Below are 19,930 nucleotides of genomic sequence, written 5' to 3'. Positions count from 1 at the left end.
ATTTCTACAAACATCTCCGAACAAAAAAAAACCTGCCCGTGTCACAACAACACCTTCAGCAGGTTTTGCTCTTGCTTCAGTCGGTCAGGTTTAACGGTTTTGTCGTGTAGCCGATTTCATTCAGCAACACGCGCAGTTCGTCTTCATGCACATGGTCCCTGCCAATCCGCTGTGACAATTCGCTGATTCGCCGATAGAAAGCCGGATTGGTTGTCACATAAAGCTGATTAAACCGGGTTTCCGCCTGAAGTCGTGCGCGGATCTCTTCAACGACCAGCTGTTGCGTATGGTCCGGCTTTCCGGTATAGGGCTGAACGGTCCGCTTTTGCGTGTATGGGCTGTCCACTTCGTAACGGAGATCGGGCCGCGGACTGCCTTTTGTGCGGACGCCGACGATCAGGTTATCTTGATAAGAGATCACTTTGACATCTTCCACTCCGCCGATCGTTCTGATCCGATTCTGGAGATGCTGAATCAGCTGCGGTTCCCGCCGTTCCTCTCCGGTAACATAAAACATCGCCAGCATTCCCTTGTCGCGTCCGGCATTGTCATCTGATAAATTGTGTCCATATGCGTCAAATTTGGTTTTGTATTTGTTTGGCCCGAGATCTTCCATTCCCCTTTGCTTGTCGGGCGTACAGCCGGAAAGCATCGTCAGCAGGCCTGCCAACAAACCGAGATAACCGATTGTCTGTTTCCAAGATCCCATAAAAAAACCCCTCCTTCCACACCATTAGCTTGTGCGGAGGAAGGGTTTTTAACCGAGTTAAGATTCTCCTCTCCGGTCGAGAGTCAGCCTTACTCGCCGGTACGATTTATCTGCTTTCAAACTCGCCCTCAAATTTCTCGAATTCATTGTCCTTCACAGCAATGAGCGTATATTCTTCATAGGCGCCGCTGACCGGGACCGTGAATTCAAACGAACCGTCGCTTTCCGTTTGTACGTCATACTCTTTGTCAATCTCCAGCGTTACTTTTGCTCCCGGTTCAACTTGTCCCGAAACACGGTAAATGCCTGTTTTCCCCAATTGAACACTGCGGCCAAAGACGGTCTCCTCGTCAATCAAGTCGGCTTCCGTCAGCTTGGACGTATCTTGTTGGCTGGAAGCGGTGTCTGTCGCTGCAGGTGTCGTTTCCGCCGCAGCCGGTGCAGCCGCCTTGTCCGTGATCGCAACTGTTTGCGTTTTTGCTTCCCAGTTCACTTCATAGTTCAGCGCTTCAGCAATAAAGCGAACCGGCACGACAGTACGCTTGTTGATGATTTGCGCGGGAACGTCGAGGGTGATCGTTTCATTGTTGCGTTTCGCAATTTTTTGACTGACCACGAGGCTGACCTTGTTGTTGCCTTTTTCCACACTGACCGTGCGCGTTTTCTCATCCCAGCCTACTTGGAAGCCGAGCGCTTCGGCGATCGGACGGATTGGCACCAGGGTGCGTTGATTCAAAATCAACGGTTTTTGATCAGGAAAAGCAATCGCACTCGCATTGTATTGAACCTTAATATTGGCTTGCGTTGCGGTCGAAGTCGTCGCTCCCGCTGCAAACACGGTGGACGGGATCAGCGTAATCGCCAGAAAAAGAGCTGCCAGTTTCTTTTTAAACATTTCGATTCGTCACTCCATTCCAGATTAGTCTAGCCGCTCTTAATCTACTATAATATTTTTGATCCCGCAAGAATTTTGCTCAAATTCCTCAGGCGGTAAAAGGTGCCAGACACTTTGCCAAGCACCCGATCGCCTTTAGGAAAATTGATTCCACCTGGTGACTTGCTCGACAGCGAATCGGCTGGACGGCCGAGCGGGCTTGGCCGCTTTTCCGATCGAAATCAGCAAAATCGGCAGATAACGATCCGGAATGCCGAACACTTCCTTCAACTTTCCAGCATCAAACCCGCCCATCGGACAACTGTCATATCCCTTGGCCTTCGCCGCCAACATCAGGGTCATCGCGGCAAAAGCGGCATTTTTGATCGCTTCATCCCGAGCAGCTTGCGGATTCGTTTCATACAATCGATAAATTTGGTCGAGCAGCGCATCCTTGATTTGCTGCGGCAGTTCTCCTCTGTCGGCCGCTTCCTGGTAGACCGCTTCCGCATTTTGATCGGCTTGCAGATCGCCTAGTACCGCGACTGTAACAGAAGCTTCCACCACCTGTTTTTGCTGATTGGCGATTGGCAGCAATTTTTCTTTTGCCTGCTGCTCTTCAATGACGAGAAACTTCCAATGCTGCAAATTCCACGACGAAGGGGTCTGGATCGCCAATTCCAGCAATTCTTCAATCTCTTCATGCGACATTTTTGCGGTTGAATCATAGTGCTTGACCGCATGCCGCTCCCTCACCACTGCAGAAAAAGCAGCAAACGGGCTTGTCGATGTTGTCATGATCAGATCTCTCCTCCTTATGTAGTTAGTAAGATGTCCAGCAGCAGCCAACGATATAAGTCTGGAATGATTCTCTTGTATGTCAAGAATGACGAAACAACAAAAAGCCAATGGGATCACCATTAGCTTGTACACGTTTATTAAGGCGGAGGGAGAGGGATTCGAACCCCCGTGACGTTGCCGCCTAACGGTTTTCAAGACCGCCCCGTTATGACCACTTCGGTATCCCTCCATAGAACTTAATCATAACCGATTGAGGCCGGATTTGCAACAGACAATTTCCCCCTGCCGCCGTTTTCCCTGTTCCATTTTTTCAAAGAATGCAGAAACATGTCGATAGACTCTGGCGTCTAAAAGAATAGAGATGGTATGATTTCTCAGAACATGAATTTCACATCAAGGGAGAGGTTGGAAGAAATGCGAAAATTCCTAATGGTATTCCTATTGGCCATCCTGGTTGCCAGCTTCCCGGCATCCAGCTTTGCCGAAGACATGCCTGCACCTGCGATCAAATTGGGAGACGAGTTGTTATTCAGCAAGTTTCACGATTTGATCAAAGGAAAACGGGTTGGACTGGTGACGAATCAAACGGGCGTCAACAGCCAGGGAATCAGTACGATCGAAGCGCTGCGCCAAGATCCTGAAGTGACCTTGACCGCTTTGTACGGTCCGGAACACGGAATTGACGGGAAAGCGAAAGCAGGCGCAACCGTGACCAGTTATATCCATCCCGTGTATAACATCCCGGTATACAGCTTGTATGGCTCGACGCGCATGCCCACGCAGGAAATGCTCAGCAACATCGATGTGCTGCTGTTTGACATTCAGGATATCGGCGCCAGATCGTATACATACATGTCAACCCTGAATTATTGTATGATTGCCGCGCAAAAATACCAGAAGCAGATCATCGTGCTGGATCGTCCCAATCCGGTAGGCGGAACGATCGCGGAAGGCCCTGTCGCCGAAGATCCTTTTATCTCCTTTGTCGGCGTGGATAATATGCCGATGGCTCATGGCATGACGGCAGGCGAACTGGCCTTCTTTTTCAATCGGAAAATCGGAGCGGATCTCGTTGTCGTGCCAATGGAAGGATACACGCGCGGCATGATCTATCAGGATACTGGTCTCAAGTGGGTGCCCAGCTCTCCGATGATTCCTGACCTTGAATCCGTATTTGGCTATATGGCCACCGGGCTCGGGGAAGGGACCGGTGTATTTCAATCCAACTTCCGCTGGATCGGCAGCAAAGGGTTGGATTCCAACAAGTTTGCCGCTCTCCTCAATCAAGCCAATTTGCCAGGCGTGCAATTCATCGCCGAGCCACGAGGAGCAAACGGCGGCGTGAAACTGCAAATCAACGACTATCATCTGTTCAATCCGGCGAAGACCGGCATTTACGCCTTGGCCTATGCTCGACAATTGACCAATTTTACCGTACCGAAAAGCGGATCGACCATTGTCATGTTTGACAAAATTATGGGAACAAACAAAATCGGTCAATATTTGGAGAAAAATCTGTCACCGCAGCAAATCGAAACAATGTATGCTCAGGATTTGGCCAATTTCAAAGAGTTGCGCAAATCGTACTTGATTTATGGGGAGGAGCCTTATCAACCGGTTGCGCCGTTGATTGGTCCAAACCAAAACGGCAATACCGCTGTCTACGGCTGGTGATCTCGCCTTATAGCAAGCAATGCAAAAAGCCGCCCTTTTCCTCTTTTAAGGAAAGGGCGGCCTATTTATACACGTCTTCCTGCTTACGCTTCTTCTTCTGCGACCGTTTCCAACGCTTTGAGGAAATTGATTACCGGATGAGCGCCGGACAACGCCAACTTCTCATCAAAGACAAACAGCGGAACTCCGGTAATTTGCAATTCCTGCGCAATGGACAAGTCTTCCTCGAGGTCATCCTGCGCTTCATCGCTGAGAATCTGCTCGCGGATTTGTTCCCCATCCAACCCGTTTTCTTCCGCAATCTTCACCAGAACGTCAAGATCGCCAATGTCCAGTCCATCCTCAAAATACGCTTTATAGATTGCTTCAACAATGTCCGACGCTTTCTCCTCCGGCGTCAGCTTGATCAATATGTGGGAAGCAACCGTATTGGGCCGTTTTTGCACGCGGTCATAGCGGAAATTCAAACCGACTGCCTCTCCCGCTTCGGTAATGCGGGCAAGCGCCTCATCGAGATTCCCACCGGTAATCGCCTGCATTGTTTCATGAAACGGCAAACCTTCTTTCGGTACGCCCGGGTCCAAAAAAAATGCTCTGTAACGAATCGTGACAGGCTCCCCTTGCCATTGGGCGAGAGCATCCATCAAATTCTTTTTGCCAATGCGACACCACGGACAGACTGTATCTTGAAACACATCAATAATCATTCGGGCTTCCTCACTTTGTTTAGAGTAGAATACGGCTTAGCGCAAACGGAAGTTTAAAAAAACCGATGATCTGTTGAATCATCGGTTTTGCTCTCGTTTTTATGGCGGAGGGAGAGGGATTCGAACCCCCGTGACGTTGCCGCCTAACGGTTTTCAAGACCGCCCCGTTATGACCACTTCGGTATCCCTCCGCGTTGTTCACTTGTTTTTGACAAGTATTAATATAGCATATTCATTTTATGTTATGCAAGGCTTTTTTATAAATTTTTCGCTGAGCGTGCCCAATCGCTCAAACTGCCCGGCCGTGTTGCGACCGGGCGGCAATTTCCTTACTTTTTGATCACGACCAGTTTCAATTCTGTGAGCTCTTCAATGGCATATTTGATTCCTTCCCGGCCCATGCCGCTTTCCTTCACCCCGCCATAAGGCATATGATCGACACGGAAGGTGGGAATATCATTGATGATCACCCCGCCGACATGAAGCAGATCTGCCGCACGCAGCGCCAGCGAGAGGTCCCGCGTATACAGCCCCGCTTGCAAACCGTAGCGCGAGTCATTGACCAGCGCGATCGCTTCTTCCACATTCTCCACCTGATTGATTACGACAACCGGACCAAATACCTCCTGACAGGAGACTTTTACATCAGCAGGTACATCAGTCAAAATCGTTGGCGTCAAAACCGTGCCTTTGACCTCTCCCCCTGTAACCAAACGTGCGCCCCGCTGTTGCGCTTCGTCAATCCATTCGACCGCCCGCGCCGTCTCTTTGGGGGTAATCATCGCCGAATAATCGCTGTCCTCGGAGAGCGGATCGCCGCCCTGAAGTTTCTTCGTTTCCGCGACAAACGCCGACAGAAAGGCATCATACATTTCCTTGACTACGTAAATGCGCTGTACGGAGATACAAACCTGGCCGGAATAGGCAAACGCTCCAAACACACAGCGCGCAACGGCTTCTGACAAATCGACATCTTTATCCACGATGACTGCGGAATTGGACCCAAGCTCGAGGGTAACCCGCTTCAAGCCGGCCCGATTGCGAATCCCGATCCCTACATTTGGACTTCCGGTAAAGGTGATCGCCTTGATGCGAGGATCAGCGACCATTTTCTCACCGACGACTGCGCCGCTGCCGGTGACGACGTTCAGCACGCCTGCGGGCAGGCCGGCTGCTTCCGCCAGTTCTGCCAGGAACAAAGCGGACAGCGGAGTTTGCGACGCCGGTTTGAGTACAACCGTATTGCCTGCCGCCAGCGCCGGACCAACCTTGTGCGCCACCAGGTTCATCGGGAAGTTAAACGGCGTGATCGCCCCAATCACTCCCAACGGTTCGCGTACCGTATACGCCAACCGGCCTTCGCCGCCGATCGCCGCATCAAGCGGAATCGTTTCGCCATGGATGCGTTTTGCCTCTTCTGCGGCGAATTTGTAGGTCTGAATCGTGCGGATCACTTCACCGCGCGCCGTTTTGATCGGTTTTCCCGCTTCCAGCGCGATCAGTTTCGCTGCCTTTTCCAACCGTTCTTCCAGCAAAGCCGCCAATGTATATAAATAATGGGCACGCTGATGCGCTGGCATTTGCCGCATCACGCCAGTCGCCTGCTCTGCCGCCACAATCGCTCGTTCGATGATCTGTTCATCAGCCATTGGAATTTCGGCGATCATTTCACCGTTATAGGGGGCATACAGCGGACTGTAGCTGTCCCCGCCAACCCAATTGCCGTTAATATAAAACGATTTTTTCATTTCAACTACTCCTCCGATCATTCCGGGGTGCACAACTCCGTCAGTACACCCTCCAACACATCAAGTCCTTCGTTCAACTGTCCCTCGGTGATGACCAACGGGCAAAGGATGCGGACAACATTGCTGTACAATCCTGCCGAGAGAATAACGAGTCCGCGTTGATTGCAGGCTTGAATAATTTTTGCGGTCAATTCTTTGTCAGGTTCTTTGCTTTGTTTGTCGCTGACGATTTCCAGGGCACACATCGCGCCTATACCGCGCACATCGCCCACTTCCCGGTATCGTTGGCGGAATTGCGCCAAACGGTTCATCAATTGGGTTCCGATCAACTGTGCTTTGTCAGGCAACGCTTCCGCTTCCATCAGCTTGATCACTTCCAGCGCTGCAACGCATCCGAGCGGACTTCCGCCATAGGTTCCGCCGATTTCGCCGGGATTCGCGGCATCCATAATCTCCGCCCGTCCTGTCACGGCGCTGATCGGCAAGCCGGCGGCAATCGATTTGGACATTACCATTATATCAGGAATGATTTCGTAATGTTCGATGCCAAACAGTTTGCCGGTACGGCCAAAGCCGGTTTGCACTTCGTCGGCAATGAACAGGATGCCATGCTGTTCACAGATCGCTTTAACCCCTTGGACAAACCGCCTGGACGGGATGATAAAGCCCCCTTCGCCTTGCACCGGTTCCATGATCACGGCGGCGACCTCATCAGCCGGCACTTCCGCCAGGAAAAAGTCTGCGAAGCGGCGAAGCAACTGCTCATCCAGCTGCTCGGCGGATAGCTCGTAAGGAGCGCGGTAATAATACGGGTAATTCATTTTGTATGTTTCCGGAGCAAATGGACCGAATTGATATTTGTAGGGACGTACCTTGCTGGTCAAACTCATCGCCATCAACGTCCGGCCGTGGTAGCCGCGTTCAAACGAAATAATCCCTTTGCGCCCCGTATATTTTCGCGCGAGTTTGACGGCATTTTCGACCGCTTCCGCACCGCTGTTCAGGAAAAACGTTTTTTTGCTGTGATTGCCGGGCGTAATCTCATTCAGTTTTTCGGCCAGTTTGACATAAGGCTCATACATCATGACATGAAAACAAGTATGGAGATAATTTTGCACCTGTTCCTGAAGCGCTTTGACAACGGTGGGCGGACAGTGTCCGGCATTGATCGAACCGATCGCGCCGGCAAAATCGATCAGCGTATTTCCATCGACATCCGTCAACAACGCTCCTTCCGCCTTTGCCACAAATGTCGGCGAGGTCGTGAACGGACCGCGCGGAACATTCGCTTCTTTGCGTGCCCATAGTTCCCGGGCGATCGGACCAGGCAAAGGGGTTTTCAATTCAATGTATGTTCGCTTGACCGTGCTCATTCGTGGTTCAGCCTCCTCGTATTCTTTGTTTTCAACGCGGTTCGTTTCAGACGACCGGACGGACTATTCAGCCGGTTCACACCACCGCAAAATCGTTAACGCAAAAATTGCGGCACATTGAAAAATGTCAGCAAGCCGAATATATTCATTGGGATAGTGGGCCACTTCCGTCACACCCGGCCCGATCACAATGGCTGGCGTATCGGCAAGCGCGGTCAACAAACCGCCGTCTGTCCCCCAAGGGGACGCCGCGATCACTGGCGCCTTGCCCGTTACGGATTGAAACGTTTCCCCCAGCAGCCGCATCAACGGATGATCGGATGGAACGCTGCCGGGAACCCATTGCGCCCCAAACCATTCCACTTCCACAGGATGCTCGGCGAACCAGCTGTCTTGTTCGGCCAGCCCGGCCAGCGCCTGCTTCATCTCCTGCTTTGCCTGCTCCATCGTTTCATCGGGTGCAACCCCCATGCGCCCTTCCATTTTGACCAAATCCGGCACAGAGGATGGCCATTTGCCGCCTTCGATCACACCGACGTTGATCGGGATCGGAATCGGCAATTCGGCGTAAAGCGGGTCGCTGAGCCGTTCGTTTCGGCGTTTCTCCAAGCGGGCAAGCGCGGCCAGGACTTGCGTGCTTTTCTCGATCGCGCTCACCCCTTCATAGCGTGTACCGCCATGTGCCGACCGTCCCTTGATTCGGAGCCGGAACCACATCGATCCTTGCTGTTTCGGAAAAATTTGCATATTGGTCGGTTCGGGAATCAACGCGGCATCGGCGCGATAGCCGCGTAAAATCGCCGACAACGTGCCGGCGCCGCCGCTCTCTTCCTCGACCACACTCTGAAAAATGACGTCGCCTTTCAATTTCACCCCCAAGTCGCGCAACACTTCAATCGCCAACAAGGAAGCGAGATTTCCGCCTTTCATATCGGTCGACCCGCGGCCATACAGCTTGCCGTCGACGATCTCTCCGCCAAAAGGGTCCTGCTTCCACTGTAAGCGATCCCCAATCGGCACCACATCCACATGTCCGTTTAAGATGAGCGAGCGCCCACCGCCCGTACCTTTCCAGACAGCGGCCAGATTGGGGCTTTCAGAAAAATCGAGCCGCGGCGAAACGAAATAAGGATGTTGGCTCAGCTCTTTGCCGTCCATATACCAGAGATCCACTTCCAAGCCGAGCTTCTGCAAGTAGCACGCCAGCTGTTCTTGCAGTCCGCGCTCGTTGCCTTGGACCGTCTGCTCCCGAACCCAGCCTTGCAACAACTCCGTGGCCGCTGCTTGTTTGCGGGCCAACTGCTTGTGAATTTTTTCGCTCCATTCTTGAATCAAGTCTGCCATCTCGTTTTTCCGCCCTCCCATTAATGAAAAATGGCTACCTCTCCGTCCGTTTTCAGTTCCGCCTCTGTGACAGCAATCACATCGGCCAAAGAATACGGCTCCATCACCTCGCGCAAATAAAGCCCGTCTTGACGAACCTCCAGCACGGCCATATCCGTAATGATCAACGAAGCTGCTCCTTTTGCCGTCAGCGGCAAGCGGCATTCACGGACTATTTTCGAACGCCCGTTTTTGTCCAGATGGGTGGTCAACACCATCACCTGCTTCGCTTTTTGGGCCAATTCCATTGCTCCGCCCATCCCCGGCACCCGCTTGCCGGGAACAATCCAGTTGGCGATGTCGCCGGTCTGACTGACTTCCAGCGCCCCCAATATCGTCACATCCAGCAAACCTTGGCGAATAATCGCAAAGGCGGTTACGCTGTCAAAACAGGATGCGCCGGGAAGCAGCGTGACCGGAAATCCGCCTGCATTGCAAAGCATCGGATTCTCTGCTCCCCGTTCCGGACGGGGGCCGGAACCGAGAATACCGTTTTCTGCATGAAACACCACTTTCACATCAGCAGGAATGTAGTCGGCCACCAATGTCGGAATGCCAATCCCCAAATTGACAATCATGCCCGTTCGCAGTTCCTGGGCCGCTCTTCTCGCAATTCGTTCACGATAGCCCGCTTCCCCTACTCCCATGCCCATTTCCAGTTCACCCCTCCGCTTGGTACGATCCAATCGACAAATACCCCCGGTGTGACAATCGTCTCCGGATCAAGCGTCCCGGTTTCGACGATCTGCTCCGCTTCCACGATCGTAATGTCCGCAGCCATCGCCATCAATGGGTTGAAGTTGCGGCCAGTGGTGTCATACAGCAGATTGCCAAAACGATCGGCCTTGCTGGCATAGATCAACGCCACTTCCGCCCGCAGCGGCAGCTCCAGCAAATATTCCTTGCCCCCAACCGACACTTTTTGCTTTCCCTGCTCAACGATCGTTCCCAGACCGATATCGGAAAGGATTCCCGCCAATCCGACGCCGCCAGCGCGAATTCGTTCGGCCAAAATCCCTTGCGGGGAAAACTCCACCGTCAGCTCGCCTGCGGTCATCTGTGCCCCTGCGTTCGGATTGGAACCGATGTGGGAGGCAATGACCTTTTTTACGCGCCGCTCGGTAATCAAGCGGCCAACGCCAATGTCCGGAAAGGCGGTGTCATTGCTGATCAGCGTCAGCTCGTCAATCCCCCGATCCAAAATCGCTTGAATCAGGCTGGGCGGATTGCCAACGCCGCCAAATCCGCCGACCATCAGCGTCATTCCCGAACGAAGATGTTGCATCGCTTCTTCCAGCTCTACCACTTTGTCCAACCGTTTGCTCTCCCTGTTCATACACGACCTCCTGATTCGCTCGCCAGGACACCGGCGTTGACTTGTTCCTGCACTTCGGCGATCGCGGCATCGAGCAATCCGATCATTTCATCAATCTGTTCTGGCGTGATGATCAATGGGGGCGCGACGATGACGGCATCCCCAGCCATTCCGTCCAAACCGCCAAACGCCGGATAGATCAGCAGTCCTCTGCGGAAAGCCGCTTCCAACACCCGCTGTCCGATCCCCAGAGACAAGGCAAACGGTTCCTTGGTTGGCCTGTTTTTGACAAATTCCAGACCTGTCAACAGCCCCAATCCCCGCGCTTCCCCGATGAGCGGGTACTTTGCGGCAAGCTGCTGCAATCTCTCCAGCAAATAACGGCCGTTTGCCGCCGCTTGCGAAACGAGGTCATGCTGCTCCATATATTGAAGAACAGCGAGCGCGGTCGCTGTCGACTGCGGATTGGCACTGTAGGTATGCCCGCCCATGATCACACCGCTGCCGGCTGCAATTGTCCCGACGATGTCATCGCTGGCCAAAACTGCGGCGATTGGCGTGTACCCCGCGCCCATCCCTTTGCCCAAAGCGATCAGGTCAGGGTGGATTCCCCAATGCTCGACCGCAAACTTTTTCCCCGTTCGGCCCAGTCCGGTCATGACCTCATCGGCGATCAGCAAAATGTCGTATTGATCGCAAATCTCCCTGATTCGCTGAAAGTAGCCATCGGGCGGCACAACCGCTCCCCCCGCTGCGCCGATCACGGGCTCTGCGATAAAAGCGGCTACATGTTCCGGACCAATTCGCAGCAAGGCCTGTTCCAGTTCATTTGCACAGGATACAGCGTACTCTTCCAGACTCATGCCGGCTGGCCGGCGGTACGGGTAGGGTGCCGATACGGCCGGATAATCGTTCAAGATCGGAACGAACCGTTTGCGGCGCAACACGTGTCCCGACATCGACAAAGCGCCTTGGGTAATGCCATGGTAGCTCATCCAGCGGGAGATGATTCTCGTCTTGCGCGCAAATCCTTTTTCCTGCCAATATTGAATCGCCATCTTCTGAGCCGTTTCCGTCGCTTCCGAACCGCTGTTGACAAAAAAGCTCCAGTTCAATCGATCCGGTGCCCACTCGGCCAGTTTGGCCGCCAATGCTTCCGCCGGCTCACTCGTGAACTGCGCGCGATAGGCAAAGGAAACGCGGTTGGCCTGTTCGGCCATCTTTTCGATTATTTCCGTTATTCCATGGCCAATGTTCGCCGACACGGCTCCCGAACAGCCATCCACATAGCGCTTTCCGGTTGCATCGTACAAGTAAATGCCTTTTCCATAGTCAATCAACGGGTAGGCTTTGCCCAACTCCGGTTTGATCAAATGACTGCGCATCCATTTAGCCTCCTGTCAGTTCTTGTTGCTTTTATCGTAGCGCGGGCGGCCGCAGTCGCCATTCTCCCAACTGACAGAAAATGTTTCGGCAATAAGCGAAATATTTTGTACATTTTGTATAATGGAAACAGACAGAGAGGGGGAGACGTTGCGATGACGATAACGATCCGCGAAGCGATTCAGCTTCCCGATATGGTGCAGACCCGTCTGGTTGCCGGCGAAGCTGGATTGGACAATGTGATCCGCTGGGTGACGATTGTCGAAATTCTGGAAGACGTGACCCGGTTGCAGGAAGGGGAATTTTTGATTACCACGGGGTATGGGTTGCAAGACACTCCGGAGAAGATGGCCAACTTTATTCCCTCGCTGGTGGCGCGCAAGTTAAGCGGCGTTGCTTTGCACACCGGCTTTTATTTGCAGGAGATACCCGCTTTTTTGCGGAAGATGGCCGACCGGCACAGCCTGCCTTTGATTGAGATTCCGGCCCAGCTGAATTTCTCCACTGTTACACGCGCCATTTTGCAGCCGATCATCAACCGGCAGTTTGAAACAATGGCTTATTCCGCCGCCATCCATCACCAGATGATTGAGGCCGCTCTGTCGCATGGCGGACTGCCGGCGATCGCGAAAATCCTTGCCGAATTGACGGGAGGACGGGTAGAACTCAGCGATGTGTTTGGCGATCGCGTATTAACGATCGGCGATTCACCGGAAACGTCGATCGACAGCCAAACCGGCTTTACCGTCCCGATTCGCGCCCATCTGGAAACCTACGGCCAATTAACGTTGACGAAACCTCAAAACCAGTGGCAGGAGTTGGACTATATCGCCATCAAGCATGCCGCTACGCTCTGTGCGCTGGAATACATGAAGGAGCGGGCTATCGTTACGACGGAGTGGCGCATGCAGGGAGATTTGGCCGAGGAGTTGTTGCAAGGCCGTGCCACCGCCGGCCGGGAGTTGGAGGCTCGCAGTCAGATGCTCGGATATTCCCTGACGGGCCGCCACTTGGTCGCGGCAATCCAGGTCGGACAGTGCGGCCCGGCCGCTTTGCCATCCGCGGAACAATCTACCCGTGTCAGTACCATTGTCCAACGGCTGGTTGCCCGCAAGCAGATCTCCTGTTTGTCACGGCAGCGTTCCGATCTGTTGCTGCTGCTCCTGCATGCACGGCCGGAAAATGAACGGTTTTTGCGCGATTTCGTCAAGGAATGGACTCGGCTGTATCCGCAGGAACCGGTGCAAGTTGGCGTCAGTCTGGCGCGGTCGCAGCTATCCGAACTGGGGGAAGCGGCCAAAGAAGCGATTTTTTCCGTGAAGACGGCTCCGTTGGTGGGGGGGAGGCGTCACGTGCTTCGTTATGATGAGTTGCAAGGCTACCAATTTTTATTTCCCTTTCACCAGCAGGCGCAACAATTGGAGATGCTTTGGCGCCCCCTTTTGGCAAAACTGCTGGAGCACGACCAGAAGCACGGGCAGCAGCTGTTTGAAACGTTACAGGTCTATTTCCGGCAAAACCTGAACGGTCTGCAGTCAGCGCAAGCCTTGTATATACACCGCCACACTTTAAAGTACCGCTTGCAGCAGATTGAAGAAAAAACAGGCTGTGACCTGAGCGACCACGCGCAACGCTGGCAGTTGCAGCTGGCAGTGATGGCCTATCGGCTGCACCATCTTCTTTATCCGGAGGACTTGCCTATTCCCAAGTCGCTTTAAGCGGCTTGACCCAAATATTCATATCTTCAAAACCGGAAAAAATCGTGCAATTGTTGATTAATCTTCCGCGATACTGATAACCATGCTTGGCGGCGGTTACATTCATCCCCAGCGACAAAGCTCTCGTTAACGTGTAAAGGTAGTAAATGCCGAGCTCTTCCATTTTCCGTTGCAAGGTAGTAAACAATGGCTGCATCAAGCTGTTGCCAAGATGATCGGGATGAGTCACACAATCGGTCAATTCCGCGGAACGATATTTCCGGCTGACTTCAGCCGAGGCAGCGCAGACAATCGCATCGTTCCACTCAATGACAAAATAGTAGGTCGATTCGTTCATTGTTTGACGAATGTAGGCAGGATCATCTAACGGGGTCGGATAAGTAGAGAATACTTGCTTGTACAATCTGGCCATTTCTTCCGCATCTGCCGCATGTGCAGCCCGCATGCGGTAACCGTTTGGCAACGATTTTGGCTCTCCGCTGCCTGACTTTGCCAGGCTGATTTGCATGATTTCATCGGCCAGCGTCCCGGCGGCAGAGGCAGCCCGTTCTTCAGTCAGAAACCAGGATAACAAATAGGCATTCTCTCCGGCGTAAAAGCCGTCAATTCTGCCCTCTTCCCGATAGCCGGTTTGAACGAACGTTTCCTTTTCCGCTTTTCTGGCATACACAATCAGTTTGCTGGCAGACTCCCGCTTGGCTAACGTACACAGCTCCTGGTGGATCGCTTCTGTCTCACCGCCAGGGTGACCAAACAGCTTGATCCGCTGATTTTGCCGGTCAATGATCAATTCGCCGCGCTCTATCATTCGCGAAACATTCATCTCCGCGTCCCTCCTCTCTACGCATTCATTCTAGCCGGGAGAGACCGTTGCGTCATTCGCCATACTGTATAAACTTTTGCGAATCTGTAAATGCGTTCGTGCCAGTGTACCACGTTCGTGCATATGCTAATCAGAAGCAGATTTATGGTGAGGAGGGACTTCCCATGTCGCTCGCAGGCAAAACCGATTTTCGGCTGGTGCTCGTTCTCTTTGTTCTTTTGGTCATTGTCCTGACCGTCCTTGACAGTTAGCTTCGCCTCAGGCTCCCTTTTTTCGCAGAGGGAGTTTTATTCTTCTCGGCAAGTCAGCCCGTCCCCCGGCATATTTATCTGGTATGAAGAAAAGCCGACTCTGGCCATACCCGCTTGTGAAAGCGCCAGTTTGGCAGAGGAAGGAGGATTCCTTGCCATGCAACCGCTCATCTTTGCCCATCGCGGTGCTTCCGGCCGCTATCCCGAGAATACGTTGCCAGCCTTTCAGGCAGCCCTGCGCCATCACGCAGACGGAATCGAATTGGATGTTCAGCTGACCAAAGATCAGCAAGTTGTGGTCATCCACGACCACTTTCTGGATCGGGCCACAGACGGAACCGGACTCGTTTCGCACCATACATTGGCTGAACTGCGGCAATTGCGTGTCGGAAATTGGCTGGATGAAAGACTCCATCCCACCACGATTCCAACTTTTGAGGAAGTGTGTGCCTTCGTCGCTTATACCCCGTTGCTGATGTTGGTCGAACTCAAAAACTTTTTGCTGCCGCAGCCTTCACTTGAGGAAAAAGTGATTGAGCTGATCAAAAAATATCAATTGGAACATCGCGTGGTCATTTCTTCGTTTAACTACGACAGCCTGCTTCACGTCAAACAGTTGGCGGGCGATTTGCGAACCGGCTTGTTATACATCGGCCGTTTGCGAACCCCCTGGGAAATGGCTTTGCGGTTTCAGGCGGATCAATTGCACGCTCCGCAAGAGGAAATAACGGCCTCGCTCGTCGAGGAAACGCGGCGGCATGGGTTGACCTTGTACGGGTGGACGATCAATGATGTGAAAGGGATGAAAAATCTGGCGAAGTTGCAAATTGACGGCATTATTACAAACTATCCGTTGCGGGCCTATAAACAGTTTTCGAAAATGAGCAAAAGCAATTTGCGATGATTCATCCCCCTCTGCTTGACACCTCTTCCCGGCTTTCCCGCTGGACAGCATACATACGGCGCTGGCGTCGATGAACCATCCCGAACTGTTTTCGGCATGAACAAGTGTATCGCGCCGAACGGGAGCAGGACAGCTATGCCGTGACGTGTCCATCCTCGGCGAAACACACTGAACGAAACGGAAACAGCCCCGCCAACGGTACAACCTGCCGCTGGAGGGGCTGTTATTATTCGCGCCAATATTTCCCTTGCCAACTGTTGCGCTGCGCCAATTCTGCGTCAATGCCGTTGAGCACTTCCCATTTGTTGCGGCTCCACATCGGACCGATCAACAGATCGGCGGGACCGTCTCCCGTAACCCGCTGCACAACCATTTCCGGCGGCAGGATTTCCAATGTATCAACCACCAGTTTGGTGTACTCTTCGCGTGTCAGGAACCGCAGCAATCCTTGCTCATACTGTTTGACCATCGGTGTTTTGCGCAACAAATGAAGCAGGTGAATTTTGATTCCCTGCACATCAAGTTTGGCTACTGCACGCGCGGTCTCCATCATCTCCTGCCTGCTTTCGCCCGGCAAGCCGAAAATAATGTGCGAGCAAACCCGGATCTTGTGCTTGCGCAATTTTTCCACCGCATCGAGATAACATTGATAATCATGTCCGCGGTTAATCAAAGCGGATGTCCGTTCATGGATCGTTTGCAAGCCCAGTTCTACCCAGAGGTAGGTGCGTTCGTTCAGCTCTGCCAAATATTCGACCACATCGTCCGGCAAACAGTCGGGGCGGGTGGCAATCGACAGGCCTACGACATTTTCCTGTTGGAGGATAACTTCATACATCTCGCGCAGTTCTTCAACCGGCGCATAGGTGTTGCTAAAGGCCTGGAAAAAGCCGATATATTTGGCATGCGGCCATTTTTCATGCATGCGGCTTTTTACATCGTCAAATTGTCTCACCAAATCCAGCCGCCGATCTCCGGCAAAGTCGCCCGATCCTCTGGCACTGCAAAAGGTGCAGCCGCCGATCGCTACTTTTCCGTCGCGATTGGGGCAAGTGAATCCTCCATCGAGGGGCACTTTAAATACTTTATCCTCAAATTGCTGGCGTAAATGATAATTCCATGTATGAAAGCGCTTGTCTCCCCATCGCCGGCCTTCAGGGACAATCAGCGAGTCGGTGCTCGTGTTCATTGCCATAACTCCTTTCATAACCTGACTTTTTTATTCTAACAGGTTTTTATGTAAGTTCGCGATAAGTAAATCCTGCTGGCATAGAGAAACGAGCTGTGATCCATCCTATGCATGTGCCGCTCTGTTCTAAAACGGCCCCGTTCGACAAGGAACAAGGAAAAGGAGGAGCATCCCATGCCCAGTCAATCGTTCGCCCCTCACGAATGCCTCGACGTCCATGAAATTATCGGGTTTAAAACGATTTGTGCCGAAAAAGCGCAGGTTTACCTTTCCCAAGTGAACAGCACCGAACTGCGCTCCCTGATCCAGCAAGATCTCCAGGTGAGCCGTCAGCATCTCCAACAATTTCAGCAAATCTTCGGCCAATAATCGCTGCCAGGAGGAAAGATGCCCATGAGCACAACTGCCGCTTCCGGCGTTTCTGAAAAAACAATCGCCCTTGATCTGTTGAACTCGGCCAAACAAGCAGTGATGTTGTACGCGCGTGCGATCAATGAAGCGCAGAACCAACAGCTCCGCAATGTCCTGGAGAAACAGATGATGGATGCTGTCCATTACCAGCAAAGTCTGGCCCAATTTGCGATCCAGCAAGGCTATTATCAAGCGAAGATGGAACCGATGCAAATGGTTAAGCAAAATTTGCAGGAAGCTTCACAAGCGATGGGCTACCAAATGGTGTAGCCAAAAACGACAAAAACCACAAGGAGCTTCCCTGTGGTTTTTGTTCATTCTGCAGTTCGCTATTGTTGGATCTCTTCGATCCGAATCGCCCGGCTGTGCACCGTATGGCTCCAGACCTGGTTCTTCTTTGTAAAGAACGCGTAAAAGAAAATCGGCAGCCAGGTCAAGAAGAAGAAAGGCAAAAAGATCAAGCCGATGTATCCTTTCAGCGGTACCTTATCCAGATACAAGGCGAGGAATGGCAACAGGTAAAACAGCCCGGTGGTCGTAAAAACAAACCAGTCCGGTAACGGCTGAACGGATGGGGTCAGCCATTCGATATCGAAGAAACGTCCGGCAAACAAAATGGACATAAATGTAACAATTAGAACATACATCGGTTGAAACAGATAAAAAGCAGCATCCAGCATTCCCAGTTTCATTTGTTTCAACCCATTTTTACTGACCGAGCCGATGTAACGTCCCGCTACATCGTAATGACCTTGCATCCAACGCAACCGTTGACGCATGGATGATTTCAAGTCAATCGGCTTCTCGTCGTAAACTTTGGTGTCATGCGCCCACGTCGGGTAAATTCCCCGTTCGATGCAACGTGTGGCGAACTCCAGGTCTTCGGTCAGGCTGGTTGCTCCCCAGCCCATTTCCTTAAGCAGTTTGGATTCGATACACAATCCGGTTCCACCGAGTGTATTTGGCAATCCAAGGTTATGGCGTGCCAGCTGCCACATCCGGTTTGTAAACCAGTAAGTAACCGCATAAGAAAGCGTAATCCACGAGTCAAACGGGTTTTTGGAATCCAGGTATGCCTGAATCACGCGAGCCCCTTTGCAGAGCCGGTCGTTCATCACCAACAAAAAGTTTTTGTCGACCAAGTTATCGGCATCAAACATGACCACTGCATCGTACTGTTTCGGCATGGACCAGAGGTTCTCCAGCATCCACTCGATGCCGAATCCTTTTCCCCGTTTTGTGTTGTCGAAACGTTCGCAGGCAATCGCACCATGCTGTCGGGCAATCTCCGCTGTGTTATCGGTACAGTTATCACAGATGACAAAAATATCGTACATTTCTTTTGGGTAATCCAGTTTTTTTAGATTTTCAATCAGGGGTGCGATGACTGCACTCTCATTATGGGCAGCAATCAGCACCGCAAATGTTTTTTGCGGCTTATTTGCCACTTCTTCTTTACGACGAAATAACCCTCCACACGAAACCAATGTCTGGTAAGTACTCACGACACCTGTAACCGTTGTAATTCCGATGATTAAACCCTCAATTATCTCTTTTAGTATACTCATTTGTCTACTCCTCGACCTAAACTCGATCTTGTTTCTGTTCCGTTTAGGTTAGTGATTACTTCCAAATTTTCTCTATTTACAACATCACATTGCGAGTTTACATCATTTCGAGCCTTGCCGCAATCATACAAAAGTGGCAAAACAAGAAACTATGCTTTTATCACCTTTCCCCCGTTTCCACCTTTCTATTCCTCTAGGAAAACGGTCAGAAAAAAAAGCCTCCCCTTCGAAGCTTACTTGCCTGTTTGATTGAAGAACTATGCCCGAATTTGTCAATGGGCTTTTTTATATAACGTTGCACTGTCTATGGAATCATGCTCACGTTCCCCAATGGGCTGCAAACGGACTGCTTCTGTATCATATATGTGCCAATCCGCTGCTCCAGTTTTTTCTTTGCACTCCTCGCCAATAACGAAGTATACACAGCGCTTCTCTTGGCGTCAATACGCATTTTTTCGCATAGAACCAGATAATAAGGCTAGTTTTACTTATATTCCGAAAAGAGATCTTTAGAACGATTTCATCATCCATTTCTCTCGTTCTTTTGGCATGTCTCATAGATCGCTATTTTTTACCGGGTATTTTATGTCAACTAGCTGCATCAGACAAAGAATCACCTCGGTCCAAGCGACTAATCTTCCTCTTTTTTCCGGACAATGGTCAGGATAAACGGATCATTGACGGTTAAGCCATTTCTACCACCAATGAACTGCCGATTTACGCCTAACTGAGCACAAAACGTGAAAAACCTCCCTTGGACTTTTGTAGTCCGCAGGAGGTTAACAACTATGTTTCTTCCTCGCCAACAAAGCCCGTTGCAGCGTAGATCCTTCGGCGTCTGCCGTAATCATTTGCTACACAGCAGTGTTGCTAGACAATTTTAAACAATATGGCGTCCCAGGAGAGATTCGAACTCCCGACCGACGGCTTAGAAGGCCGTTGCTCTATCCAGCTGAGCTACTGGGACTTAAGACAGATGGAGGGAGTACCCGGATTTGAACCGGGGATGAGAGTTTTGCAGACTCGTGCCTTACCCCTTGGCTATACTCCCATATGGGGCGATCGATGGGAATCGAACCCACGAATGTCGGAGCCACAA

At 51.8% G+C, this 19,930-nt stretch carries 18 protein-coding genes and 5 tRNA genes (1 of these 23 only partly in view); 5 read left to right on the top strand and 18 right to left on the bottom strand.

Translation table 11 applies throughout. The annotated features are described in order from the left end of the window. Nucleotides 1–76 precede the first annotated feature (76 nt). From JOD01_RS00135 to JOD01_RS00120, 4 genes are all read right to left on the bottom strand, one after another. Complete coding sequence (locus JOD01_RS00135) at nucleotides 77–709, bottom strand: YhcN/YlaJ family sporulation lipoprotein (protein ID WP_204516200.1); 633 nt, start codon at nucleotides 707–709, stop codon at nucleotides 77–79. A 106-nt stretch (nucleotides 710–815) separates the two neighbouring features. Next, nucleotides 816–1,604 (bottom strand): copper amine oxidase N-terminal domain-containing protein, encoded by a 789-nt coding sequence (locus JOD01_RS00130; RefSeq protein ID WP_204516199.1) that lies wholly within the window; start codon nucleotides 1,602–1,604, stop codon nucleotides 816–818. A gap of 135 nt (nucleotides 1,605–1,739) precedes the next feature. After that, nucleotides 1,740–2,381, bottom strand: a complete 642-nt coding sequence (locus JOD01_RS00125) for a nitroreductase family protein (RefSeq protein WP_204516198.1) — start codon at nucleotides 2,379–2,381, stop codon at nucleotides 1,740–1,742. Nucleotides 2,382–2,527: 146 nt separating this feature from the next. After that, nucleotides 2,528–2,613, bottom strand: a tRNA-Ser gene (locus tag JOD01_RS00120). A gap of 185 nt (nucleotides 2,614–2,798) precedes the next feature. Between JOD01_RS00120 and JOD01_RS00115 the strand changes: the two genes are divergently transcribed. Continuing rightward, nucleotides 2,799–4,058: a DUF1343 domain-containing protein gene (locus JOD01_RS00115; RefSeq protein WP_204516197.1), complete on the top strand. Its 1,260-nt coding sequence runs from the start codon at nucleotides 2,799–2,801 to the stop codon at nucleotides 4,056–4,058. An 83-nt stretch (nucleotides 4,059–4,141) separates the two neighbouring features. Here the strand turns inward: JOD01_RS00115 and JOD01_RS00110 are convergent, their stop codons facing one another. From JOD01_RS00110 to JOD01_RS00075, 8 genes are all read right to left on the bottom strand, one after another. Then, nucleotides 4,142–4,765 (bottom strand): DsbA family oxidoreductase, encoded by a 624-nt coding sequence (locus JOD01_RS00110; protein WP_204516196.1) that lies wholly within the window; start codon nucleotides 4,763–4,765, stop codon nucleotides 4,142–4,144. Nucleotides 4,766–4,867: 102 nt separating this feature from the next. Then, nucleotides 4,868–4,956: transfer RNA gene (locus tag JOD01_RS00105), tRNA-Ser, on the bottom strand. Between the two features lie 138 nt (nucleotides 4,957–5,094). Further along, entirely contained in the window at nucleotides 5,095–6,513 is a 1,419-nt protein-coding gene (locus tag JOD01_RS00100; protein ID WP_204516195.1) for an aldehyde dehydrogenase family protein, read from the bottom strand. Between the two features lie 17 nt (nucleotides 6,514–6,530). After that, on the bottom strand, nucleotides 6,531–7,886 hold the full coding sequence (gene gabT / locus JOD01_RS00095; protein WP_204516194.1) for a 4-aminobutyrate--2-oxoglutarate transaminase: 1,356 nt from the start codon (nucleotides 7,884–7,886) through the stop codon (nucleotides 6,531–6,533). Nucleotides 7,887–7,949: 63 nt separating this feature from the next. Then, nucleotides 7,950–9,230, bottom strand: a complete 1,281-nt coding sequence (locus JOD01_RS00090) for a peptidase (RefSeq protein ID WP_204516193.1) — start codon at nucleotides 9,228–9,230, stop codon at nucleotides 7,950–7,952. Nucleotides 9,231–9,250: 20 nt separating this feature from the next. After that, complete coding sequence (locus JOD01_RS00085; protein WP_204516789.1) at nucleotides 9,251–9,916, bottom strand: 3-oxoacid CoA-transferase subunit B; 666 nt, start codon at nucleotides 9,914–9,916, stop codon at nucleotides 9,251–9,253. Further along, a complete protein-coding gene (locus tag JOD01_RS00080) occupies nucleotides 9,907–10,605 on the bottom strand; it encodes a CoA transferase subunit A (RefSeq protein WP_204516192.1) in 699 nt (232 codons plus the stop codon). The genes JOD01_RS00085 and JOD01_RS00080 overlap by 10 nt, the downstream gene beginning before the upstream one ends. Continuing rightward, on the bottom strand, nucleotides 10,602–11,969 hold the full coding sequence (locus JOD01_RS00075) for an aspartate aminotransferase family protein (protein ID WP_204516191.1): 1,368 nt from the start codon (nucleotides 11,967–11,969) through the stop codon (nucleotides 10,602–10,604). The genes JOD01_RS00080 and JOD01_RS00075 overlap by 4 nt, the downstream gene beginning before the upstream one ends. Nucleotides 11,970–12,122: 153 nt before the next feature. Between JOD01_RS00075 and JOD01_RS00070 the strand changes: the two genes are divergently transcribed. After that, complete coding sequence (locus JOD01_RS00070; RefSeq protein WP_204516190.1) at nucleotides 12,123–13,685, top strand: PucR family transcriptional regulator; 1,563 nt, start codon at nucleotides 12,123–12,125, stop codon at nucleotides 13,683–13,685. On the opposite strand, the gene ablB is transcribed toward JOD01_RS00070, so the two are convergent. Next, nucleotides 13,666–14,508 (bottom strand): putative beta-lysine N-acetyltransferase, encoded by an 843-nt coding sequence (gene ablB / locus JOD01_RS00065; protein ID WP_239565096.1) that lies wholly within the window; start codon nucleotides 14,506–14,508, stop codon nucleotides 13,666–13,668. The two genes, JOD01_RS00070 and ablB, sit on opposite strands and share 20 nt — an antisense overlap. A gap of 408 nt (nucleotides 14,509–14,916) precedes the next feature. Between ablB and JOD01_RS00060 the strand changes: the two genes are divergently transcribed. Further along, nucleotides 14,917–15,663, top strand: coding sequence for a glycerophosphodiester phosphodiesterase (locus tag JOD01_RS00060; protein ID WP_204516189.1), 747 nt, complete (start codon nucleotides 14,917–14,919; stop codon nucleotides 15,661–15,663). Nucleotides 15,664–15,889: 226 nt separating this feature from the next. On the opposite strand, the gene mnmL is transcribed toward JOD01_RS00060, so the two are convergent. Then, nucleotides 15,890–16,852 (bottom strand): tRNA modification radical SAM protein MnmL/YtqA, encoded by a 963-nt coding sequence (gene mnmL, locus JOD01_RS00055; RefSeq protein ID WP_204516188.1) that lies wholly within the window; start codon nucleotides 16,850–16,852, stop codon nucleotides 15,890–15,892. A 174-nt stretch (nucleotides 16,853–17,026) separates the two neighbouring features. Here mnmL and JOD01_RS00050 point away from each other — a divergent pair, with 174 nt between their 5' ends. Then, on the top strand, nucleotides 17,027–17,221 hold the full coding sequence (locus tag JOD01_RS00050; RefSeq protein WP_204516187.1) for a spore coat protein: 195 nt from the start codon (nucleotides 17,027–17,029) through the stop codon (nucleotides 17,219–17,221). A gap of 24 nt (nucleotides 17,222–17,245) precedes the next feature. After that, on the top strand, nucleotides 17,246–17,533 hold the full coding sequence (locus JOD01_RS00045) for a spore coat protein (protein WP_204516186.1): 288 nt from the start codon (nucleotides 17,246–17,248) through the stop codon (nucleotides 17,531–17,533). Nucleotides 17,534–17,592: 59 nt separating this feature from the next. On the opposite strand, the gene JOD01_RS00040 is transcribed toward JOD01_RS00045, so the two are convergent. From JOD01_RS00040 to JOD01_RS00025, 4 genes are all read right to left on the bottom strand, one after another. After that, nucleotides 17,593–18,831 carry a glycosyltransferase family 2 protein gene (locus JOD01_RS00040; RefSeq protein ID WP_204516185.1) on the bottom strand — a complete coding sequence of 413 codons (1,239 nt, stop codon included), beginning with the start codon at nucleotides 18,829–18,831 and terminating at the stop codon, nucleotides 17,593–17,595. A gap of 890 nt (nucleotides 18,832–19,721) precedes the next feature. Further along, nucleotides 19,722–19,798, bottom strand: a tRNA-Arg gene (locus tag JOD01_RS00035). 10 nt (nucleotides 19,799–19,808) lie between these two features. Further along, nucleotides 19,809–19,882: transfer RNA gene (locus JOD01_RS00030), tRNA-Cys, on the bottom strand. A 3-nt stretch (nucleotides 19,883–19,885) separates the two neighbouring features. Beyond that, a tRNA-His gene (locus tag JOD01_RS00025) sits at nucleotides 19,886–19,930 on the bottom strand; it runs 31 nt beyond the window's last position.

It is taken from the genome of Brevibacillus fulvus (assembly GCF_016908525.1).
Lineage (GTDB): Bacteria > Bacillota > Bacilli > Brevibacillales > Brevibacillaceae > Brevibacillus_G > Brevibacillus_G fulvus.
Note: the sequence above shows the minus strand (reverse complement) of the source record. Positions and strands in the feature narration are given on the sequence as shown.

What these genes read in the sequence shown, in the direction of transcription:
- JOD01_RS00135 (WP_204516200.1), bottom strand. Translation starts at nt 709, where the DNA reads ATGGGATCTTGGAAACAGACAATCGGTTATCTCGGTTTGTTGGCAGGC.
- JOD01_RS00130 (WP_204516199.1), bottom strand. Translation starts at nt 1,604, where the DNA reads ATGTTTAAAAAGAAACTGGCAGCTCTTTTTCTGGCGATTACGCTGATC.
- JOD01_RS00125 (WP_204516198.1), bottom strand. Translation starts at nt 2,381, where the DNA reads ATGACAACATCGACAAGCCCGTTTGCTGCTTTTTCTGCAGTGGTGAGG.
- JOD01_RS00115 (WP_204516197.1), top strand. Translation starts at nt 2,799, where the DNA reads ATGCGAAAATTCCTAATGGTATTCCTATTGGCCATCCTGGTTGCCAGC.
- JOD01_RS00110 (WP_204516196.1), bottom strand. Translation starts at nt 4,765, where the DNA reads ATGATTATTGATGTGTTTCAAGATACAGTCTGTCCGTGGTGTCGCATT.
- JOD01_RS00100 (WP_204516195.1), bottom strand. Translation starts at nt 6,513, where the DNA reads ATGAAAAAATCGTTTTATATTAACGGCAATTGGGTTGGCGGGGACAGC.
- gabT (WP_204516194.1), bottom strand. Translation starts at nt 7,886, where the DNA reads ATGAGCACGGTCAAGCGAACATACATTGAATTGAAAACCCCTTTGCCT.
- JOD01_RS00090 (WP_204516193.1), bottom strand. Translation starts at nt 9,230, where the DNA reads ATGGCAGACTTGATTCAAGAATGGAGCGAAAAAATTCACAAGCAGTTG.
- JOD01_RS00085 (WP_204516789.1), bottom strand. Translation starts at nt 9,916, where the DNA reads ATGGGAGTAGGGGAAGCGGGCTATCGTGAACGAATTGCGAGAAGAGCG.
- JOD01_RS00080 (WP_204516192.1), bottom strand. Translation starts at nt 10,605, where the DNA reads ATGAACAGGGAGAGCAAACGGTTGGACAAAGTGGTAGAGCTGGAAGAA.
- JOD01_RS00075 (WP_204516191.1), bottom strand. Translation starts at nt 11,969, where the DNA reads ATGCGCAGTCATTTGATCAAACCGGAGTTGGGCAAAGCCTACCCGTTG.
- JOD01_RS00070 (WP_204516190.1), top strand. Translation starts at nt 12,123, where the DNA reads ATGACGATAACGATCCGCGAAGCGATTCAGCTTCCCGATATGGTGCAG.
- ablB (WP_239565096.1), bottom strand. Translation starts at nt 14,508, where the DNA reads ATGAATGTTTCGCGAATGATAGAGCGCGGCGAATTGATCATTGACCGG.
- JOD01_RS00060 (WP_204516189.1), top strand. Translation starts at nt 14,917, where the DNA reads ATGCAACCGCTCATCTTTGCCCATCGCGGTGCTTCCGGCCGCTATCCC.
- mnmL (WP_204516188.1), bottom strand. Translation starts at nt 16,852, where the DNA reads ATGAACACGAGCACCGACTCGCTGATTGTCCCTGAAGGCCGGCGATGG.
- JOD01_RS00050 (WP_204516187.1), top strand. Translation starts at nt 17,027, where the DNA reads ATGCCCAGTCAATCGTTCGCCCCTCACGAATGCCTCGACGTCCATGAA.
- JOD01_RS00045 (WP_204516186.1), top strand. Translation starts at nt 17,246, where the DNA reads ATGAGCACAACTGCCGCTTCCGGCGTTTCTGAAAAAACAATCGCCCTT.
- JOD01_RS00040 (WP_204516185.1), bottom strand. Translation starts at nt 18,831, where the DNA reads ATGAGTATACTAAAAGAGATAATTGAGGGTTTAATCATCGGAATTACA.